16 protein-coding genes are annotated in these 16,596 nt (G+C 56.4%); 7 read left to right on the top strand and 9 right to left on the bottom strand.

The genetic code is table 11. The annotated features are described in order from the left end of the window. The 5 genes from lepA to rpoE form a co-directional block, all read right to left on the bottom strand. Nucleotides 1-1,800 (bottom strand): translation elongation factor 4, encoded by a 1,800-nt coding sequence (lepA, locus tag MMW58_RS07370; RefSeq protein ID WP_045856386.1) that lies wholly within the window; start codon nucleotides 1,798-1,800, stop codon nucleotides 1-3. A gap of 186 nt (nucleotides 1,801-1,986) precedes the next feature. Next, nucleotides 1,987-2,466 (bottom strand): SoxR-reducing system protein RseC, encoded by a 480-nt coding sequence (gene rseC, locus MMW58_RS07365; RefSeq protein WP_133601151.1) that lies wholly within the window; start codon nucleotides 2,464-2,466, stop codon nucleotides 1,987-1,989. Further along, nucleotides 2,463-3,419, bottom strand: coding sequence for a sigma-E factor regulatory protein RseB (gene rseB, locus MMW58_RS07360; RefSeq protein ID WP_045856390.1), 957 nt, complete (start codon nucleotides 3,417-3,419; stop codon nucleotides 2,463-2,465). Before rseB ends, rseC begins: the two co-directional genes overlap by 4 nt. Further along, nucleotides 3,419-4,069: an anti-sigma-E factor RseA gene (gene rseA, locus MMW58_RS07355; protein ID WP_041146759.1), complete on the bottom strand. Its 651-nt coding sequence runs from the start codon at nucleotides 4,067-4,069 to the stop codon at nucleotides 3,419-3,421. The genes rseB and rseA overlap by 1 nt, the downstream gene beginning before the upstream one ends. 31 nt (nucleotides 4,070-4,100) lie before the next feature. After that, complete coding sequence (gene rpoE / locus MMW58_RS07350; protein ID WP_041146760.1) at nucleotides 4,101-4,676, bottom strand: RNA polymerase sigma factor RpoE; 576 nt, start codon at nucleotides 4,674-4,676, stop codon at nucleotides 4,101-4,103. Between the two features lie 419 nt (nucleotides 4,677-5,095). Between rpoE and nadB the strand changes: the two genes are divergently transcribed. Further along, nucleotides 5,096-6,715: an L-aspartate oxidase gene (gene nadB, locus MMW58_RS07345; protein ID WP_241723013.1), complete on the top strand. Its 1,620-nt coding sequence runs from the start codon at nucleotides 5,096-5,098 to the stop codon at nucleotides 6,713-6,715. Here nadB and trmN read toward each other — a convergent pair. Continuing rightward, nucleotides 6,700-7,437, bottom strand: a complete 738-nt coding sequence (gene trmN / locus MMW58_RS07340; protein WP_123551844.1) for a tRNA(1)(Val) (adenine(37)-N(6))-methyltransferase TrmN — start codon at nucleotides 7,435-7,437, stop codon at nucleotides 6,700-6,702. The two genes, nadB and trmN, sit on opposite strands and share 16 nt — an antisense overlap. A 130-nt stretch (nucleotides 7,438-7,567) precedes the next feature. On the opposite strand from trmN, the gene srmB reads away from it, so the two are divergent. Continuing rightward, entirely contained in the window at nucleotides 7,568-8,893 is a 1,326-nt protein-coding gene (gene srmB / locus MMW58_RS07335) for an ATP-dependent RNA helicase SrmB (protein ID WP_159237909.1), read from the top strand. A gap of 118 nt (nucleotides 8,894-9,011) precedes the next feature. After that, nucleotides 9,012-9,731, top strand: coding sequence for a GntR family transcriptional regulator (locus tag MMW58_RS07330; RefSeq protein ID WP_133601147.1), 720 nt, complete (start codon nucleotides 9,012-9,014; stop codon nucleotides 9,729-9,731). Here MMW58_RS07330 and MMW58_RS07325 read toward each other — a convergent pair whose 3' ends face one another. Further along, complete coding sequence (locus MMW58_RS07325) at nucleotides 9,732-10,931, bottom strand: enolase C-terminal domain-like protein (RefSeq protein ID WP_241723012.1); 1,200 nt, start codon at nucleotides 10,929-10,931, stop codon at nucleotides 9,732-9,734. Nucleotides 10,932-11,204: 273 nt separating this feature from the next. On the opposite strand from MMW58_RS07325, the gene MMW58_RS07320 reads away from it, so the two are divergent. Further along, the gene (locus MMW58_RS07320) at nucleotides 11,205-12,569 is read left to right on the top strand and encodes a PTS transporter subunit EIIC (protein ID WP_133601145.1); all 1,365 of its coding nucleotides are present in this window, start codon (nucleotides 11,205-11,207) and stop codon (nucleotides 12,567-12,569) included. A gap of 54 nt (nucleotides 12,570-12,623) precedes the next feature. Here the strand turns inward: MMW58_RS07320 and grcA are convergent, their stop codons facing one another. Continuing rightward, entirely contained in the window at nucleotides 12,624-13,007 is a 384-nt protein-coding gene (gene grcA / locus MMW58_RS07315; protein WP_076947771.1) for an autonomous glycyl radical cofactor GrcA, read from the bottom strand. 316 nt (nucleotides 13,008-13,323) lie between these two features. On the opposite strand from grcA, the gene ung reads away from it, so the two are divergent. Then, nucleotides 13,324-14,013 carry a uracil-DNA glycosylase gene (gene ung, locus MMW58_RS07310; protein WP_241723699.1) on the top strand — a complete coding sequence of 230 codons (690 nt, stop codon included), beginning with the start codon at nucleotides 13,324-13,326 and terminating at the stop codon, nucleotides 14,011-14,013. Nucleotides 14,014-14,093: 80 nt separating this feature from the next. Here ung and MMW58_RS07305 read toward each other — a convergent pair whose 3' ends face one another. Beyond that, the gene (locus tag MMW58_RS07305) at nucleotides 14,094-15,164 is read right to left on the bottom strand and encodes a tRNA/rRNA methyltransferase (RefSeq protein ID WP_076947769.1); all 1,071 of its coding nucleotides are present in this window, start codon (nucleotides 15,162-15,164) and stop codon (nucleotides 14,094-14,096) included. Nucleotides 15,165-15,367: 203 nt separating this feature from the next. Between MMW58_RS07305 and trxC the strand changes: the two genes are divergently transcribed. Next, complete coding sequence (gene trxC, locus MMW58_RS07300; protein ID WP_041146770.1) at nucleotides 15,368-15,793, top strand: thioredoxin TrxC; 426 nt, start codon at nucleotides 15,368-15,370, stop codon at nucleotides 15,791-15,793. Nucleotides 15,794-15,862: 69 nt separating this feature from the next. Then, the gene (tapT, locus tag MMW58_RS07295; RefSeq protein WP_159237907.1) at nucleotides 15,863-16,561 is read left to right on the top strand and encodes a tRNA-uridine aminocarboxypropyltransferase; all 699 of its coding nucleotides are present in this window, start codon (nucleotides 15,863-15,865) and stop codon (nucleotides 16,559-16,561) included. Nucleotides 16,562-16,596: the final 35 nt, after the last annotated feature.

Here is a 16,596-nt window from a genome sequence, read left to right as displayed (position 1 = left end):
TTATTTTCCGTCTTTACCCACGTGCAGAATGGCGAGGAACGCTTCCTGCGGCAGCTCAACGTTGCCCACTTGCTTCATGCGCTTCTTACCGTCTTTCTGCTTCTGCAGCAGCTTCTTCTTACGGCTCACGTCGCCGCCATAGCATTTCGCGAGGACGTTTTTACGCAGCTGCTTAACGGTAGCACGGGCGATGATGTGGTTGCCGATTGCCGCCTGAATAGCGATATCGAACTGCTGACGCGGGATCAGCTCTTTCATCTTCTCTACCAGCTCGCGGCCGCGGTACGGAGCGTTATCGTTGTGGGTAATCAGCGCCAGCGCATCAACGCGCTCGCTGTTGATCAGCACATCGACGCGCACCATGTTGGATGCCTGGAAGCGCTTGAAGTTGTAGTCCAGCGACGCGTAGCCACGAGACGTTGACTTCAGCCGGTCGAAGAAGTCGAGGACCACTTCCGCCATCGGGATCTCATAGGTCAGCGCAACCTGTTTGCCGTGGTAAACCATGTTGGTCTGCACGCCGCGCTTCTCGATGCAAAGGGTGATGACGTTGCCGAGGAACTCCTGCGGCAGCAGCATATGGCACTCGGCAATAGGCTCGCGCAGCTCGTAAATGTTATTCAGCGGCGGCAGCTTGGACGGGCTGTCGACGTAGATAACCTCTTTCGCGGTCGTCTCGACTTCATAGACCACCGTTGGCGCCGTGGTAATCAGGTCCAGATCGTATTCGCGCTCAAGACGCTCCTGGATGATCTCCATGTGCAGCAGGCCAAGGAAGCCGCAGCGGAAGCCAAAGCCCAGCGCCGTCGAGCTTTCTGGTTCATAGAACAGAGAGGCGTCGTTGAGGCTCAGTTTGCCCAGCGCATCGCGGAAGCTTTCGTAATCGTCAGAGCTAACCGGGAACAGGCCTGCGTATACCTGCGGTTTGACCTTTTTGAAACCAGGCAGCGCTTTGTCAGCCGGGTTACGGGAAGTGGTCAGGGTATCGCCCACCGGCGCGCCGAGGATGTCTTTAATCGCGCACACCAGCCAGCCAACTTCGCCGCACTTCAGCTCGGTACGATCGACCTGCTTCGGCGTAAAGATACCGAGGCGATCGGCGTTATAAACCTGTCCGGTACTGATGACCTTAATCTTGTCGCCCTTGCGCATGGTGCCGTTTTTAATACGCACCAGCGAGACGACGCCGAGGTAGTTGTCGAACCAGGAGTCGATGATCAGCGCCTGCAGCGGGGCGTCCGGGTCACCTTCCGGCGGCGGAATGTCGCGCACCAGTCGTTCCAGCACGTCCGGGACGCCTACGCCGGTCTTCGCCGAGCAGCGCACCGCGTCGGTGGCGTCGATACCGACGATATCTTCAATTTCTTCCGCTACGCGTTCCGGATCGGCCGCAGGCAGGTCGATTTTGTTGAGGACCGGCACAACTTCCAGGTCCATTTCCATCGCGGTATAGCAGTTAGCCAGCGTCTGGGCTTCAACCCCTTGACCGGCATCGACAACCAGCAGCGCGCCTTCGCAGGCGGCCAGAGAGCGCGAAACTTCATAGGAGAAGTCGACGTGTCCCGGAGTGTCGATAAAGTTCAGCTGGTAGGTCTCACCGTTGGTGGCCTTATAATCCAGGGTGACGCTCTGCGCCTTAATGGTAATGCCGCGCTCACGCTCAAGATCCATGGAATCCAGTACCTGGGCTTCCATTTCACGATCGGAAAGGCCACCGCAAATCTGGATGATACGGTCAGACAACGTAGACTTACCGTGGTCGATGTGGGCGATGATTGAAAAGTTACGTATATTCTTCATATTTAGAGTTAATTATGCCTTACGCGTATCATGAGGCCACTGTTCTGTGCCTGACGTTTTTTAATCCGAAAACGCCGCATTCTACACTACATCCTTGAAACCAGGAAATGCTCTTACAGCTAGCATAGCCGGAGTAAATGGCGGGATCTTACGGGAGCGGTAAATAAAAAATAAAGGCCAGTGGAATCACTGACCTGCTTCTGAAGAGGGTGTTTCAATACGCACTAGATCGGGCGCTAAACCCACGCTAATGATGATCGGCTGCCACGACTGACGAGCGGCCAGGCCGGGGGAGAGCCCGCGCGCGACCAGGAACCCGCCAACGCCGCCAAGTATCGCGCCGCAGAGGGAGGCAAAATCATTAGAGAACAGCACCTGGAAGAGAGATGCCATCACAAACAGCCCGACCAGCGGCGCCATATACACTAACAATGCGGAGCCTAACAGGCTGCTTTCCGCGATGCCGAGCTCCACTTTTTGCCCGGCGCTCAGCGGCTGTGCGCTTGGCACGCTGATAGTGTGGCTGGTCTGCGGCCCCAGCTTATTCAGCACCCGGCTACCGCAGCCGGCGCGCGAGGCGCAGCTGCTGCAGGACGCTTTGACATCGCAGTGTACCTGCGCCATCCCGTTGTGCCAGGAAACGACGGTCGCCCACTCTTTAATCATTGTACGGCCTTGAATTTGATGCTGTCGGCAATGCGCTTAGCCGTTTGCGGCGGCAGTTCGCCCACCACGGTTATCTCCGCGCTGTCGCGTACCGTGGTACTCACGGTACGACGCCCGGTGCGTAGCAGCTGATCGCTGCTATTCGCCGTTGCGCGATTAATGTTGATCGAGAAGCTAAACAGCCCGTCCGAATAGAGGCGAGATTCAACCGGCCCGTCGAAGGTTGGCAGACGGCGCTGGCTGCTGGATATCTCGGAGACGCCCTGCGGTAGCCAGGCCGGCGCCCAGTTGAAGTTAGCTTTATCGCCGCCTTCCGGCACCGACAGCTGCGGAGGCAAATTAGCCTTCGCCAGGGTCTCCATGCTGCTGCTTACCTTATCGCCAACGCTAAAGGACACAACCCGGAACTGCTCCAGGGTTTCGCCATCGCGATCGAGCAAATCAACCCGCATCGGCAGCCGGGTTTCCGCATCGAGCCAAACGATATAGCTATAGCGCGTTCCGTCTCTCGCCACCACGCGGATCACTTCGCACAGGCGATCGGCAATACGCGTACGTCCCACGGAGATGAAGTCGTAGTAGGACGCCAGGCGTTTGAAATCGGTATAGGCCAGTGAAGGCAGGGAATCAACGATGTAGTCACCGTTCAGGGTGAACGGATCGAGCCCTGGCTCGAAGTAGCTGATTTCATTACCGCGCAGCACAACCTCACGACGGGGACCATCGAGCTGCAAAAGCTGAGCGAGAGGTTGATTGTTCAGCCGCGCGTGACGATAACGCAGCGACTCAACGCCCTGTTTGTTGATACTGACAAAGGACAGCTCATAATTGAGGGACTGGCTAGCCAGGTTCATTTGCTGCAACAACGCCCCGGAAGAGGTATCAGCCGAGGCGTTGACAGAGAAGAACAGGCTGCCTGCCATGAGCGACATGGCACACCAAAGTTGCTTCATTACTGCGATTGCGTTCCTAAAGTTTGATAACCCGGTACCTGAACGGCGGCCTGCTGAGTCTGGGCTTGACCAAACTGAAGCTGTTCGGCATGCAGGCGACGCTGTAATTCATAGTCCTGCAGCATGGCGTTAATACGACGACGCTGCTCCTGGACCTGCACCTGTTGACCGGTTCCTGCGGAAGCATCTGCCGGTACGCCCAGGCTCACCGGACTCGCTTTACCCATCATCGGCATGGTATTAAACACCGGTGCTTCAGGCTGCTGAGATGATTCGGTTTGCCCATTATACTGCTGGACGCCGACGATAACAGCAAGAGATACGCACGCGGCGACGCCCATCTGCGTAAGCGAGCTGGCCCACGGGCGCACTTTCTGCCAGAAAGGCATCTGACGCCACTGGTGCGGTGCCGGCTGAGATTCGGGAATAAGCGGCACCGTCTGGCGAACGGGCTCGTTTTCGATGGCGGCCATCACGCGAGCTGAGATATCAAAGTGGAGCATCTCGGCGGTGTCGCCTCGCAGCGAATCGCGGATGAGATGGTAGCTCTCCCAGGTCTTTTGCATTTCAGAAGAACCGCTCAGCTCATTAAGCAGTTCGTTATCCAGCGTTTCACCATCCATTAAGGCCGAAAGTTTTTCTTTCTGCATGCCTGATACCCTTTTCAGTATTCCGCTATCGTCAACGCCTGATTAGCGGTTGAACTTTATTATCAATAGCTTCTCGTGCCCGGAATATACGCGAACGTACCGTCCCTACCGGACAATCCATGATAGCGGCTATCTCTTCATAGCTTAAGCCATCAAGCTCCCGCAACGTAATTGCCATGCGTAAATCTTCCGGGAGCGATTCAATGGTACGAAAAACTATTTGTCTCAGTTCTTCTGACAACATTAAGTTCTCAGGGTTCGAAATTTCTTTCAGCGCCCCGCCGCTTTCAAAGTTTTCAGCCTCATTGGCATCAACATCGCTGGACGGCGGGCGACGACCCTGAGCAACCAGATAATTCTTCGCCGTGTTTACGGCGATACGATATAACCAGGTATAAAAAGCACTATCTCCCCGGAAAGAATCCAGCGCACGCCATGCTTTTACGAACGACTCCTGAACAACGTCCGGGATATCGCCCTGCGGCACGTAGCGGGAGACCAGGCTCGCGACCTTATGCTGATAGCGCACCACCAGCAGGTTAAACGCTTTCTGATCTCCTTTCTGGACCCGTTCGACGAGGACCTGATCCGTTAACTGCTCGCTCATCCGAGGTAATGTCTCCCCAAACCTAATTCCCATGAGTCTTCAAAGCACTACCCAATCACTGCATTATGAGCAAGCAACCGTTGGAGTACCTGAAAACAATAAAGTTCCGTTACGCCTTTGATTTTTGTCTGGCAACGGCGGACGATTTGTTATCTCTCATTATATGTCCCGTTACTCAGCGCAGGTAAGATGATGAGGAAAAAGCGTAAGGTCCGCGAGAAGGGTAACGTAACACGGTTTATATTTCACTATAAAATCTGAAGCTAACGATCTGCTTCGCAAATATTTTCTTTCATTTCTCCCCCGCCGCTTTAGCGCAGTATGTTTAGTTGCTGCAACCAACGGTAAAAAAAATGTACGATTCGTCACGACCTGGTGCTATTGTGGCTCAATTGTGTTTAGTAAATTAAACAAAGGCCATGAATACAACTCCTGAGTTCTCCTGTGATGTATTGATTATTGGCAGCGGCGCTGCCGGTTTGTCGCTTGCCTTGCGTTTAGCGGAGCACAGTTCGGTCACCGTACTGAGCAAAGGCCCGATCAGCGAAGGCTCCACCCTTTATGCGCAGGGCGGCATTGCCGCCGTCTTTGATGAAACGGACAGCATCGAATCTCACGTGGAGGATACGCTGATCGCCGGAGCGGGCCTGTGCGATCGTCACGCCGTCTCCTTCGTGGCGAGCAACGCCAAACCCTGCGTGCAGTGGCTTATCGATCAGGGCGTGCTGTTCGACACCCAGGTCCAGGCCAACGGCGAGGAGAGCTATCACCTGACGCGTGAAGGCGGCCACAGCCATCGCCGCATTCTCCACGCCGCCGATGCCACCGGTAAAGCGGTGGAAACCACCCTGGTCAGCCAGGCGCTTTCACACCCCAATATCCGCGTGCTCGAACGCAGCAATGCTGTCGATCTGATTATTTCTGACAAGATTGGCCTTCCCGGCGATCGTCGGGTCGTCGGGGCGTGGATCTGGAACCGTAATAAAGAAAAGGTTGAGACCTGGGGAGCAAAAGCCGTTGTTCTGGCAACCGGCGGGGCGGCCAAGGTGTATCAATACACCACCAACCCGGACGTCTCCTCCGGCGACGGCATTGCGATGGCCTGGCGTGCGGGCTGTCGCGTCGCCAACCTGGAGTTCAATCAGTTCCACCCTACCGCGCTGTACCATCCGCAGGCACGCAATTTCCTGCTGACCGAAGCGCTGCGCGGCGAAGGCGCCCATCTGAAGCGTCCGGACGGTTTACGCTTTATGCCCGATTTTGACGCCCGCGGCGAGCTGGCTCCGCGCGACGTCGTCGCCCGCGCCATCGATCATGAGATGAAGCGTCTCGGCGTTGACTGCATGTATCTGGATATCAGCCATAAGCCCGAAGCCTTTATTCGTCAGCACTTCCCGATGATCTACGAGAAGCTGCTCGGTCTCGGTATCGACCTGACGAAAGAGCCGGTGCCGATCGTGCCGGCGGCGCATTACACCTGCGGCGGGGTGATGGTAGACGATAACGGGCGGACCGATGTCGAGGGGCTGTATGCTATCGGCGAAGTCAGCTACACCGGACTCCACGGCGCCAACCGCATGGCCTCCAACTCGCTGCTCGAATGCCTGGTCTACGGCTGGTCGGCCGCCGAAGATATTCGGCGCATCATGCCGCAGGCTCAGGCGGTTACCAACCTACCGGCCTGGGACGAGAGCCAGGTTGAAATCCCCGATGAGCTGGTCGTTATCCAGCATAACTGGCACGAGCTGCGCCTGCTGATGTGGGACTACGTCGGGATTGTACGCACAACCCGTCGCCTGGAGCGCGCCCTGCGGCGCATAACCATGCTGCAGCAGGAGCTCGACGAATACTATGCCCGCTTCCGCGTCTCCAACAACCTGCTGGAGCTGCGTAACCTGGTGCAGGTTGCCGAGCTGATTGTCCGCTGCGCGATGCTGCGCAAAGAGAGCCGCGGCCTGCACTATACGCTGGATTACCCGGATCTGCTGCCGGAGAGCGGGCCGTCGGTTCTCGTGCCGGACGCTCACATAAAGAGATAAAAATCCTGGGTCAGCGCGGTAAACCCCTCGGAGTATTGCTGCTCTGGCCCACGGATAATCAGCCTGTCGCTGAAGCACTCCCCCGCCGTCGGCGAGAAGGCAAGGAGCACCCGATGAGGCGCACGCATTTCCGTTTCCGCCACGTCGGTGCGTAAACGCAGATGCCACCCCATCGTTTGCGCGCGCCGGGCAAACGCGTCGCCAATATCCACCGGCAGCACCACGCAGAAAAATCCCTCCTCTGTGATACACTCAGCGGCACAGCTTAATAGCGTCACGTGATCGAGCGTGGTCGTATATCGCGCCTGTTCGCGCTGGGATGTTGCGCAGGGCACGCCTTCGGCAAAAAAAGGCGGATTGCTGACAATCAGCTCATAGCGTCGGGTTTGCGGCGGCTGCCACTGCTGAATATCGGCTTGATGCACCTGGATGCGGGCGGGCCATGGAGAAGCAACGGCGTTTTCCCGCGCCTGTTCTGCCGCCTCTTCATCCAGTTCAACCGCATCCAGCGCCACCTGCTCCCCGGTACGCTGAGCCAGCATCAGGGCCAACAGGCCGCTGCCAGTACCGATATCCAGCACGTGCTTAACCTGAGCAATCGGCGCCCACGCGCCGAGCAGAATACCGTCGGTACCCACTTTCATTGCGCAGCGGTCGTGAGCGACAAAGAATTGTTTAAACGTAAAACCATTGCGCGGCAGCGCAAACTTCGACTGAGACATCCTGACAACCTTGCGGGCAAAAACTCCTGAGCTTGAGGCTATGCACAATACCGGAGAACAGATAGCCTTACAAACAGATGAACATTGCGCGCGTAACGTCTATAATCGTCGGTCCACTCAGAGGTAGATAATGACTGTAACGACTTTTTCCGAACTTGAACTCGACGAAAACCTGCTGGAAGCCCTCCAGGAAAAAGGTTTCACACGCCCGACAGCCATTCAGGCCGCCGCTATTCCGCCTGCGCTCGATGGCCGTGATATTCTCGGTTCAGCCCCGACCGGCACCGGTAAAACAGCGGCGTATCTGCTGCCAGCGTTGCAGCACCTGCTTGATTTCCCGCGCAAGAAGTCAGGGCCTCCGCGTATTCTGATCCTGACGCCAACCCGCGAGCTGGCGATGCAGGTTGCTGACCATGCGCGCGAGCTGGCGGCGCACACGCATCTCGATATCGCCACCATCACCGGCGGCGTTGCGTACATGAACCACGCGGAAGTGTTCAGCGAAAACCAGGATATCGTGGTCGCCACCACCGGCCGCCTGCTGCAGTATATTAAAGAAGAGAACTTCGACTGCCGCGCCGTAGAAACGCTGATCCTCGATGAAGCGGATCGGATGCTGGATTTGGGCTTCGCGCAGGATATCGAACATATTGCCGGCGAAACCCGCTGGCGTAAGCAGACCATGCTGTTCTCCGCGACCCTCGAAGGCGATGCCATCAAAGATTTTGCCGAGCGTCTGCTGGAAGAGCCGGTGGAGGTGTCCGCATCCCCTTCCACCCGCGAGCGGAAGAAAATCCATCAGTGGTACTACCGCGCCGATGACGTTAAGCATAAAACCGCTCTGCTGATAAACCTGCTGCAACAGCCGGACGCCACCCGCTCTATCGTCTTTGTGCGCAAGCGCGAGCGCGTTCATGAGCTGGCATCCTGGCTGCGTGAAGCCGGTATCAACACCTGCTGGCTGGAAGGTGAAATGGTTCAGGCCAAGCGTAACGAAGCGATTAAGCGCATGACCGATGGCCGCATGAACGTGCTGATTGCTACCGACGTTGCCGCGCGCGGGATCGATATCCCGGATGTGAGCCACGTCTTCAACTTCGACATGCCGCGCACCGCGGATACCTACCTGCACCGTATCGGCCGTACCGGTCGTGCCGGGAAGAAAGGCGTGGCGATTTCTCTGGTTGAGGCACATGACCACCTGCTGCTGGGCAAAATCGGTCGCTACATCGACGAGCCGCTGAAGGCGCGCGTTATCGACGGACTGCGCCCTTCAACCCGCGCGCCGAGCGAGAAGCAAACCGGCAAGCCGTCGAAGAAGGTGCTGGCCAAGCGCGCAGAGAAGAAAAAAGAGGAACAAGAAAAGCCGCGCGTGAAGAAACGTCACCGCGATGCTAAAAATGTCGGCAAGCGTCGTAAGCCGAGCGGCAGCGATACGCCGCAGCAGTCGAGCTAAGAAGTAAAAAGAGCGCCGGGATATCCCGGCGTTTCTGCATTTACGCCCGCGGTGACAGCGCCGCGGGGAGTGGTATCGGGCGCGCTCCCTTGAGCCGGTGAGTCAGGAATTCATCATTATGAAAAAAAAAGATTTCGTCACCCAGGATCTGCTCAGCAAAATCTACCAGCACAATGACCCCGGCCCCCGCAAGCTCCCGCCTGAACGCCGGCTGGCGGAGGAGTATGGCGTCTCGCGGTTTACTATCCGCCAGGCGCTGGAAAAACTCGCCGACATCGGCGTCATACGCATCGTGCAGGGCTCGGGGATCTGGATAAACGAGCGGATGAGCAACAATCCGCTGGTCTATAACTCCATCACCGAAAAGCGCTTCGATCGGATGCGCTATCGGACAATCAGCCTGCATAAAAAGCGCCCCGACCGCGAGGAGCAGCAGATTTTTGGCATTACGGATGAGGATTTTATCTGGCAATTTTGCCGCCTGCGCTTCGTCGATAACGTGGCGCTGCAGATTGAGATTTCGCGTATGCCGGCCGCCGCCTTTGCCGATCTTAGCCGGGAGGTTATCGAGAAATCCCTGCAGCAGTATGTGCTGGCCAAGGGCTATCAAATTTCGCATTTACTCACCACCTATCAGGCGGTGAGCGTCAGCCGGGAGCAGGCCGCCCTGCTGGGTTGTAAAAAGGGTATCCCGGCCATGCATATTAACAATCGGGGGATCCTCGACGGCGGGCAGGTGTATGAAATCAGCGATATCATCGATATCAACTACTCCTGTACCTACGTTATTCCGCATAACCGCGACAACTTAACCTTCCGCCAGGCCCCCTCGGACTAGCTATGGCGTATGGATCGTGCCGTCAGGCAGGCGGCTCTGCGTCCATTCGTGCGGACGATAGACCACCGGATATGCCTGCGCCAGCTGCTGATTAAAACCGACGCCAATCCCCGCCGCCGTAGGGGGATAGATAAATCCGTTTTTGACAACCGGCGCGCCGGGGAATACCGCATCGGTCGCGTCAGAACGCGGTATAAACTCCTGGATTGCGGCATTGCTGAGGTGGATATTCAGGTGGGTATTGACCGCAACCCCAATCGGCGTCATATCGCCTGGCCCGTGCCACGCCACGCGCACGCCGAAGGCCTGACAGAGAACCGCCAGCTTCAGGGCCGGCGTAATCCCGCCTATCTGGGAAATATGGCAGCGGATAAAATCGATCTGCCTGTTAACAATCAGGTCATGCCATTCAGCCGGATTATTAAACAGCTCCCCCATCGCGAGCGGAATTGCGCTTTGCTGACGGATCTGCGCCAGCCATGCGCTCTGCTGCGGCGCTAAAATATCCTCAATAAACCACGGCTGGTAGGGCTCGAGCTGCTTCGCCAGCTGCAGCGCCTGCTGCGGGAAGAGCCGTTCGTGGACGTCATGGAGGATATGAAAACGGTGTCCGTAGCGCGCTCGCAGCAGCCGGAACATCTCTACCGTATTCCTGATGTACTCATCCTGGTCGTAATAGGCGCCCGGCGTCGGGTTCTCCGGCGTGTGCATCGCCTGCGCAGTGCCGCCGTAAAAACCGAGCTGGCAGCGGATGTGGCGATAGCCCTCCTCCAGCAGACGCTCAACGGCGATAAACAGCGCTTCCGGCGTCTCGCCGCTGGCGTGGGTGTAAGCCGGGATAGCGTCACGCGATTTGCCACCAAAGAGCTGATACAGCGGCATTCCCGCCAGCTGGGCTTTGATATCCCATAGCGCCATATCAACGCCGGCGATCGCGTTATTCATTACCGGCCCGTTTCGCCAGTAGGCGTTGACGTTCATCATCTGCCAGAGGTCTTCGATATTGTTGGCATCACGGCCAAGCAGCAGCGGCTTAAGGTATTCATCAACCATCGTTTTGACCGCCAGCGGACGCTGCTGGAAAGTCGCGCAGCCGTGGCCCACGGTGCCTTTGTCGGTGGTAACGCGTACCGTGACCAGGTTATGACGATCGGGGCGGGTGATAAAACACTCAATATCAGTAATTAGCGTAGCGTTCACGGCAAGGCTCCCTGCGGCAAAAATAAAAGATGATGCCAATTATCTTCGCCCTATTTATTAGACAAGGTAAACCTTTTTATTTAATAAAATTTTGGTCTGAAAAACGGATTTAATTTCATTAAAAAACGGACCAATTTAGACATAAACCGCTCTAAATTACCTTAATCACGGTAATTTGTGACTGAAATCATATTTTATTGGTTTGTTTTTATAGTTTGGCTTATTTACCATTTCACGACGCAAACAGCACCACACCTTAATCCAGGAGCCGGTATGGAGACGCAAGATGCAATCAGCAGAATTATTTTTCTGATTGGCGGAAAAGAAAATATTAATAACGTCTGGCACTGTATGACCCGATTACGCTTTGATTTAGTTGATGATAACAAAGTAGAAAAAGAAGAGATTAAGAAACTACCCGGCGTGCTCGGCGCGCAGCTGCAGAGCGATCAGTTTCAAATCATCATCGGGCCGAAGGTCAATAGCTGGTATGAACGCCTGCTCGCGGCATTAGGTCCCGTCGGCGGCGAGGCTGCGGAAAAACCCCACCAGCGCAAGGGGCTGGTATCGCTGTTTATGGATACCGTGTCGGGCGTTTTTGGCCCAATCGTGCCGGCCATTGCCGGAGCCGGGATGATAAAAGGCCTGCTGGCCGGACTGATCGCGCTGAAAGCGGTACCGCAAAATAGCGATACCGTGATGATCATCGACCTTATCGCCAGCGGCGTATTCTATTTCCTGCCCTTTTTCCTTGCCGTCTCGGCGGCAAAGATTTTTAAGACCAACGAGTATCTGGCCGTCGCCGTTGCCGCCTGCCTGATGTACCCGACTCTGATTGACGCCGCGAAGGCGCTGGCGGCCCATCACGATGGAGCGGCTTCCGCGCTGTGGCTGCTAAACGCTGTCCCGATCCCCGTATTCAACTACGCCTCCAGCGTAATCCCGGTTATTTTTTCCGTGCTGGCGCTGAAATATATCCACTCCTGGGTCGATCGCATTATGCCCGAGGTGCTGAAAACCGTTTTCACGCCGACGCTGGCGCTGTTTATCGGTGCCCTGGCGGCGCTGGTGATTATTGGTCCGGTTGGCATTTGGCTTGGCAAAGCGCTGGCGTGGTTTATTGAAGGTCTGTTCGGCATCTCCGCGAGTTTTGCCGGACTGGTGGTGGGGGCAATCCGTCCGGTCGCGATCCTCACCGGGATGCATCACGCCATGACGCCCATTGCCCTGCAAAACTTCAGCGATCGCGGTTACGACATGCTGATGCCGATGATGTTTATGGCCAACATGTCGATAGCGGGCGCGACCTTTGCTATCTGGCGCGTGAGTAAAGACCGCCAGCAGCGCACGGTTACGCTGTCTGCGGCAATTTCCGCGCTGCTTGGGATCACCGAGCCCGCGCTGTTTGGCGTCTTAACGCGCTATAAAAAAGCGTTCGTCGCGGCCACCGTTGCCAGCTCGCTGGCCTCGGCCTTTATCGCTTTCTTCGGCGTACGGCTGTATGGCTACATTCTGTCGAGCATTTTTAGCCTGCCGGCTTACATCGGCCCCTACTTTATCTTTGCGCTGTCGGGCGTGGCAATCGCCATCGTATTGTCGTTCACCCTCACCACGCTGCTGGTAAGGCAGGAACGCTAGCCTGAGATAATAAAAAACCCCCGGCTCGATTGAACCGGGGGTTTTTACTAACGCTTACAGACTTTCAGTGAAAGTACGCGCGATGACGTCGCGCTGCTGCTCTGGAGTCAGAGAGTTAAAACGTACCGCATAGCCGGATACGCGGATGGTCAGCTGCGGGTATTTCTCCGGATGTTCAACCGCATCCATCAGAGTTTCACGGCGCAAGACGTTAACGTTCAGGTGCTGGCCGCCTTCAACGCGCACTTCCGGTTTAACGTCGAGCGGGATCTCACGGTATTCGATTTCGCCGAGCTTATTCACCGCAACCACGTCATCTTCAGCAAAACCACCTTTTGCACACAGGCAGCGCGCTTCACCCTTTTCGCTATCCAGCAGCCAGAAAGAGTTCAGCAGGTCGTCATTTGCAGCTTTAGTAATTTGGATACCTGTAATCATGTGATGCCTCCCTTAGGCAATATTTATTCGTTCTGTTGGCCCGTTCATGGCCAATTGGTAAAACCATTGTTGTATGAGTGTATATATATCAGCCGAACACACGGTATTCATTGACCCAAATCAACAAAAACCACTAATTAAAAGTGGGTATGAAGGGATATTATTGTTTTACATCAAGTTACGCCATAGCCAATGCCAAATAATTTTGTAAATTTTCAACTATTTTTGCAGACAAAACGTCAGCAAAGCGGCAGCGATTTTGTTATGCAGAAAGAAGCAGTTAAGCTATAGCGATACCACTTTGCAGGAGAGCATGATGACCACCCCACTGACCTGGCACGACGTGCTGGCGGAAGAGAAGCAACAGCCCTATTTTGTGAATACCCTGAAGACCGTCGCCGAAGAGCGCCAGTCGGGCATTACGATTTACCCGCCGCAAAAAGATATTTTCAACGCCTTTCGCTATACCGAGATCGGGGATGTAAAAGTGGTTATCCTCGGGCAGGATCCCTATCACGGGCCGGGACAGGCGCACGGCCTGGCCTTTTCCGTACTGCCGGGGATCCAAACTCCGCCGTCGCTGTTGAATATGTATAAAGAGCTGGAGGGAACCATCCCTGGCTTCAGCCGTCCCGCGCATGGTTATCTTGAGAGCTGGGCGCGCCAGGGCGTGCTGCTGCTCAATACGGTATTAACGGTACGCGCGGGGCAGGCGCATTCTCATGCCAGCCTTGGCTGGGAAACCTTTACCGATAAGGTTATTTCGCTGATCAACGAGCATCGGGAAGGGGTGGTGTTTTTGCTGTGGGGCGCGCACGCGCAGAAGAAAGGTGCCATCATCGACCGCCAGCGCCACTGCGTACTGAAGGCGCCGCATCCATCTCCGCTCTCCGCCCACCGGGGCTTTTTCGGCAGCAACCATTTTGTCCAGGCCAACCAGTGGCTGGCCGAACGCGGCGAAGCGCCGATCGACTGGATGCCGACCTTACCGGCCGCCGGGAAGTAATCGGGTTACTCGCCCGTTACGCTAAGCGCAAATACAAAAATGCCAGCATTACGCTGGCATTTTTTCAGACAGGTCAGGCATCAGGCCTTGTTCTGGCGCCACCATTCGGCCAGCAGAACGCCGGTCGCGACGGAGACGTTCAGGCTTTCGACGTTGCCGGTGCCTTCGATAGCCACGTTCAGATCCGCGCTGGAGATCGCCGCATCGGACAGACCATCGCGCTCCTGGCCTAACGCCAGCACCATTTTCTTCGGCAGCTCGGCTTTGTAGAGCGGCGTTCCGTTGTGGCTGGAGGTAGACACAATCGCATAGCCCGCCGCGCGGAACTGCTCCAGCGTGTCGAGGAAGCTATCGCCGGTAATCGGCTCTACGTGCTCGGCGCCGCCCTCTGCGGTACGAATGGCCGCACCGGATTCCAGCATGCCGGCATCCTGAACCACCACGCCCTTCACGCCGAAGTGGGCGCAGCTGCGCATGATGGCGCCAAGATTGTGCGGGTTACCGACGTCTTCAAGCGCCAGGACGCAATCTTCTGCATCGGCCTTAGCGACCCACTGCGCAACGGAAGTCCCGTTACGTTTCTTAATCAGGAAGCAAACCCCGCCGTGGTGCTCGGTGCCGGATGCTTTCGCCAGCTCGGCTTCGTCAACCACGTGATAGGCTTTACGGTTGGCCGCCATCCAGCGCAGGGCTTCTTTGAAGCGCGGGGTGACGCTCTGCACGAACCAGGCGCGAACGATAGCGTCCGGACGGCTCTGGAAAAGCGCCTGGCAGGCATTTTCGCCATACACGCGGGTCTCTTCCGCACGCTGACGGCGCAGCACTTCCGGATCGATAAAGCTTTTACCGCTGATCCCGCCGTGATCCGGCTTGGCTACGGCGTCATCATTCGGTGCACGTGAAACGGTACGCCACGGGGAGCCCCCATCGCGATCGAAATCATCGCGTTTACGATCGTCACGTTTGCGGTCGTCGCCGCGGCTGTTTCTTTCATCGCGGGCAGGGCGGCTACGGCCGTCAACACGAGATTTTCCTGGGCGCCCTCCCCCTTTCCCGGTACGCGGGTTATGGGTGCGTCTGTCAGAATCATCATCACTGCGGACATACATCACTTTGACCTTGCCGCTTTTATTTTTCAGTTCGTCGCTCATCAATTTTCTCCACCTGCGCTGCGCGAAGCGCGCAGATTACCCGATGTATCACCGCTTCGCCATTATTTCGTTTAAAAGATAGGGTCTATCGTATTCATCGAACAAAACGCATTGTTGTTTAACGGTACCTAATCGATAATATGTAACATTACAGATACAAATCGGCCACGTGCCGCGCTGCAACCCATAACCAGAGGTTAGTTATGAATACCGTTTGTGCCAGTTGTCAGGCTCTGAACCGCATCCCCGACGATCGTAGCGCCGATGGCGCTAAGTGCGGGCGCTGCGGCCACGATCTTTTTGACGGCGACGTCATCAACGCGACCGGGGCAATGCTGGATAAACTGCTGAAGGACGATCTGCCGGTTGTTGTCGATTTCTGGGCCCCGTGGTGCGGACCCTGCCGTAATTTCGCCCCGATCTTTGAAGACGTTGCGGAGGAACGCAGCGGCCAAATGCGCTTCGTGAAGGTCAATACCGAAGCTGAACGTGAGCTAAGCGCGCGTTTTCGCATTCGCAGCATTCCGACCATTATGATGTTTAAAAACGGCGAAGTCATCGACATGCTGAACGGGGCGGTACCTAAGGCGCCGTTCGACAGCTGGCTTAACGAGGCCAACCAGCAGTAAACCTGACGGGGCGCGCTTGTGCCCCGTTTTCTCCTCTGCGACAATAGCGTTTTCTTTTAGCGACCCCCCATGATTGATAACGCCGTTCTTCGCCTGCGTGCCGAACGCCTCGCGCGCGCGACCCGACCTTTTCTTGCTCGCGGTAATCGAGTCCACCGCTGCCAGCGCTGTTTGCTGCCTTTGAAGCAGTGCCTGTGCGCAACCCTCGCTCCCGCGGCGGCGGCCAGCCGTTTTTGCCTGGTGATGTTCGATACTGAGCCGATGAAGCCAAGCAATACCGGGCGCCTTATCGCGGATATCCTGCCGGACACCGAGGCATTTCAGTGGTCACGAACCGAGCCGCCGCAGGCGCTGCTCGATCTGGTCGCCGATCCTGACTACCAGCCAATGGTCGTTTTCCCGGCGTCGTATGCCGGAACGGAGCGCGAGGTGCTGAGCTCGCCGCCTGCGGGTAAGCCGCCGCTATTTATCATGCTCGACGGCACCTGGACCGAAGCGCGAAAAATGTTCCGTAAAAGCCCCTGGCTTGACGCGCTGCCGGTCATTTCCGTCGATCTTTCGCGTGTTTCGACCTATCGCCTGAGAGAGGCCCACGCGGAGGGACAGTATTGTACGGCGGAAGTGGCCATTGCCCTGCTGGATCTCGCCGGAGACACAAGCGCCGCGGGCGCGCTCGGCGATCACTTTAGCCTGTTCAGAAGCCGCTACCTGGCAGGAAAGACGCAGCATAAGGGCAGTATCACAGCACAAGAGGCGGAAAGCGTTTAAAATCATCCGGTCACTGGGGATCAAAGGAGACCGGT

Origin of the sequence: Klebsiella sp. HC6 (assembly GCF_022605325.1) — a bacterium.
GTDB classification, from domain to species: Bacteria; Pseudomonadota; Gammaproteobacteria; order Enterobacterales; family Enterobacteriaceae; genus Klebsiella; species Klebsiella terrigena.
The sequence above is the reverse complement of the archived record's forward strand: the minus strand, read 5'-3'. Positions and strand labels throughout refer to the sequence as shown.

Coding starts and splice junctions, on each gene's coding strand:
- lepA (WP_045856386.1), bottom strand. CDS start 1,800: ATGAAGAATATACGTAACTTTTCAATCATCGCCCACATCGACCACGGT.
- rseC (WP_133601151.1), bottom strand. CDS start 2,466: ATGATTAAAGAGTGGGCGACCGTCGTTTCCTGGCACAACGGGATGGCG.
- rseB (WP_045856390.1), bottom strand. CDS start 3,419: ATGAAGCAACTTTGGTGTGCCATGTCGCTCATGGCAGGCAGCCTGTTC.
- rseA (WP_041146759.1), bottom strand. CDS start 4,069: ATGCAGAAAGAAAAACTTTCGGCCTTAATGGATGGTGAAACGCTGGAT.
- rpoE (WP_041146760.1), bottom strand. CDS start 4,676: ATGAGCGAGCAGTTAACGGATCAGGTCCTCGTCGAACGGGTCCAGAAA.
- nadB (WP_241723013.1), top strand. CDS start 5,096: ATGAATACAACTCCTGAGTTCTCCTGTGATGTATTGATTATTGGCAGC.
- trmN (WP_123551844.1), bottom strand. CDS start 7,437: ATGTCTCAGTCGAAGTTTGCGCTGCCGCGCAATGGTTTTACGTTTAAA.
- srmB (WP_159237909.1), top strand. CDS start 7,568: ATGACTGTAACGACTTTTTCCGAACTTGAACTCGACGAAAACCTGCTG.
- MMW58_RS07330 (WP_133601147.1), top strand. CDS start 9,012: ATGAAAAAAAAAGATTTCGTCACCCAGGATCTGCTCAGCAAAATCTAC.
- MMW58_RS07320 (WP_133601145.1), top strand. CDS start 11,205: ATGGAGACGCAAGATGCAATCAGCAGAATTATTTTTCTGATTGGCGGA.
- grcA (WP_076947771.1), bottom strand. CDS start 13,007: ATGATTACAGGTATCCAAATTACTAAAGCTGCAAATGACGACCTGCTG.
- ung (WP_241723699.1), top strand. CDS start 13,324: ATGACCACCCCACTGACCTGGCACGACGTGCTGGCGGAAGAGAAGCAA.
- MMW58_RS07305 (WP_076947769.1), bottom strand. CDS start 15,164: ATGAGCGACGAACTGAAAAATAAAAGCGGCAAGGTCAAAGTGATGTAT.
- trxC (WP_041146770.1), top strand. CDS start 15,368: ATGAATACCGTTTGTGCCAGTTGTCAGGCTCTGAACCGCATCCCCGAC.
- tapT (WP_159237907.1), top strand. CDS start 15,863: ATGATTGATAACGCCGTTCTTCGCCTGCGTGCCGAACGCCTCGCGCGC.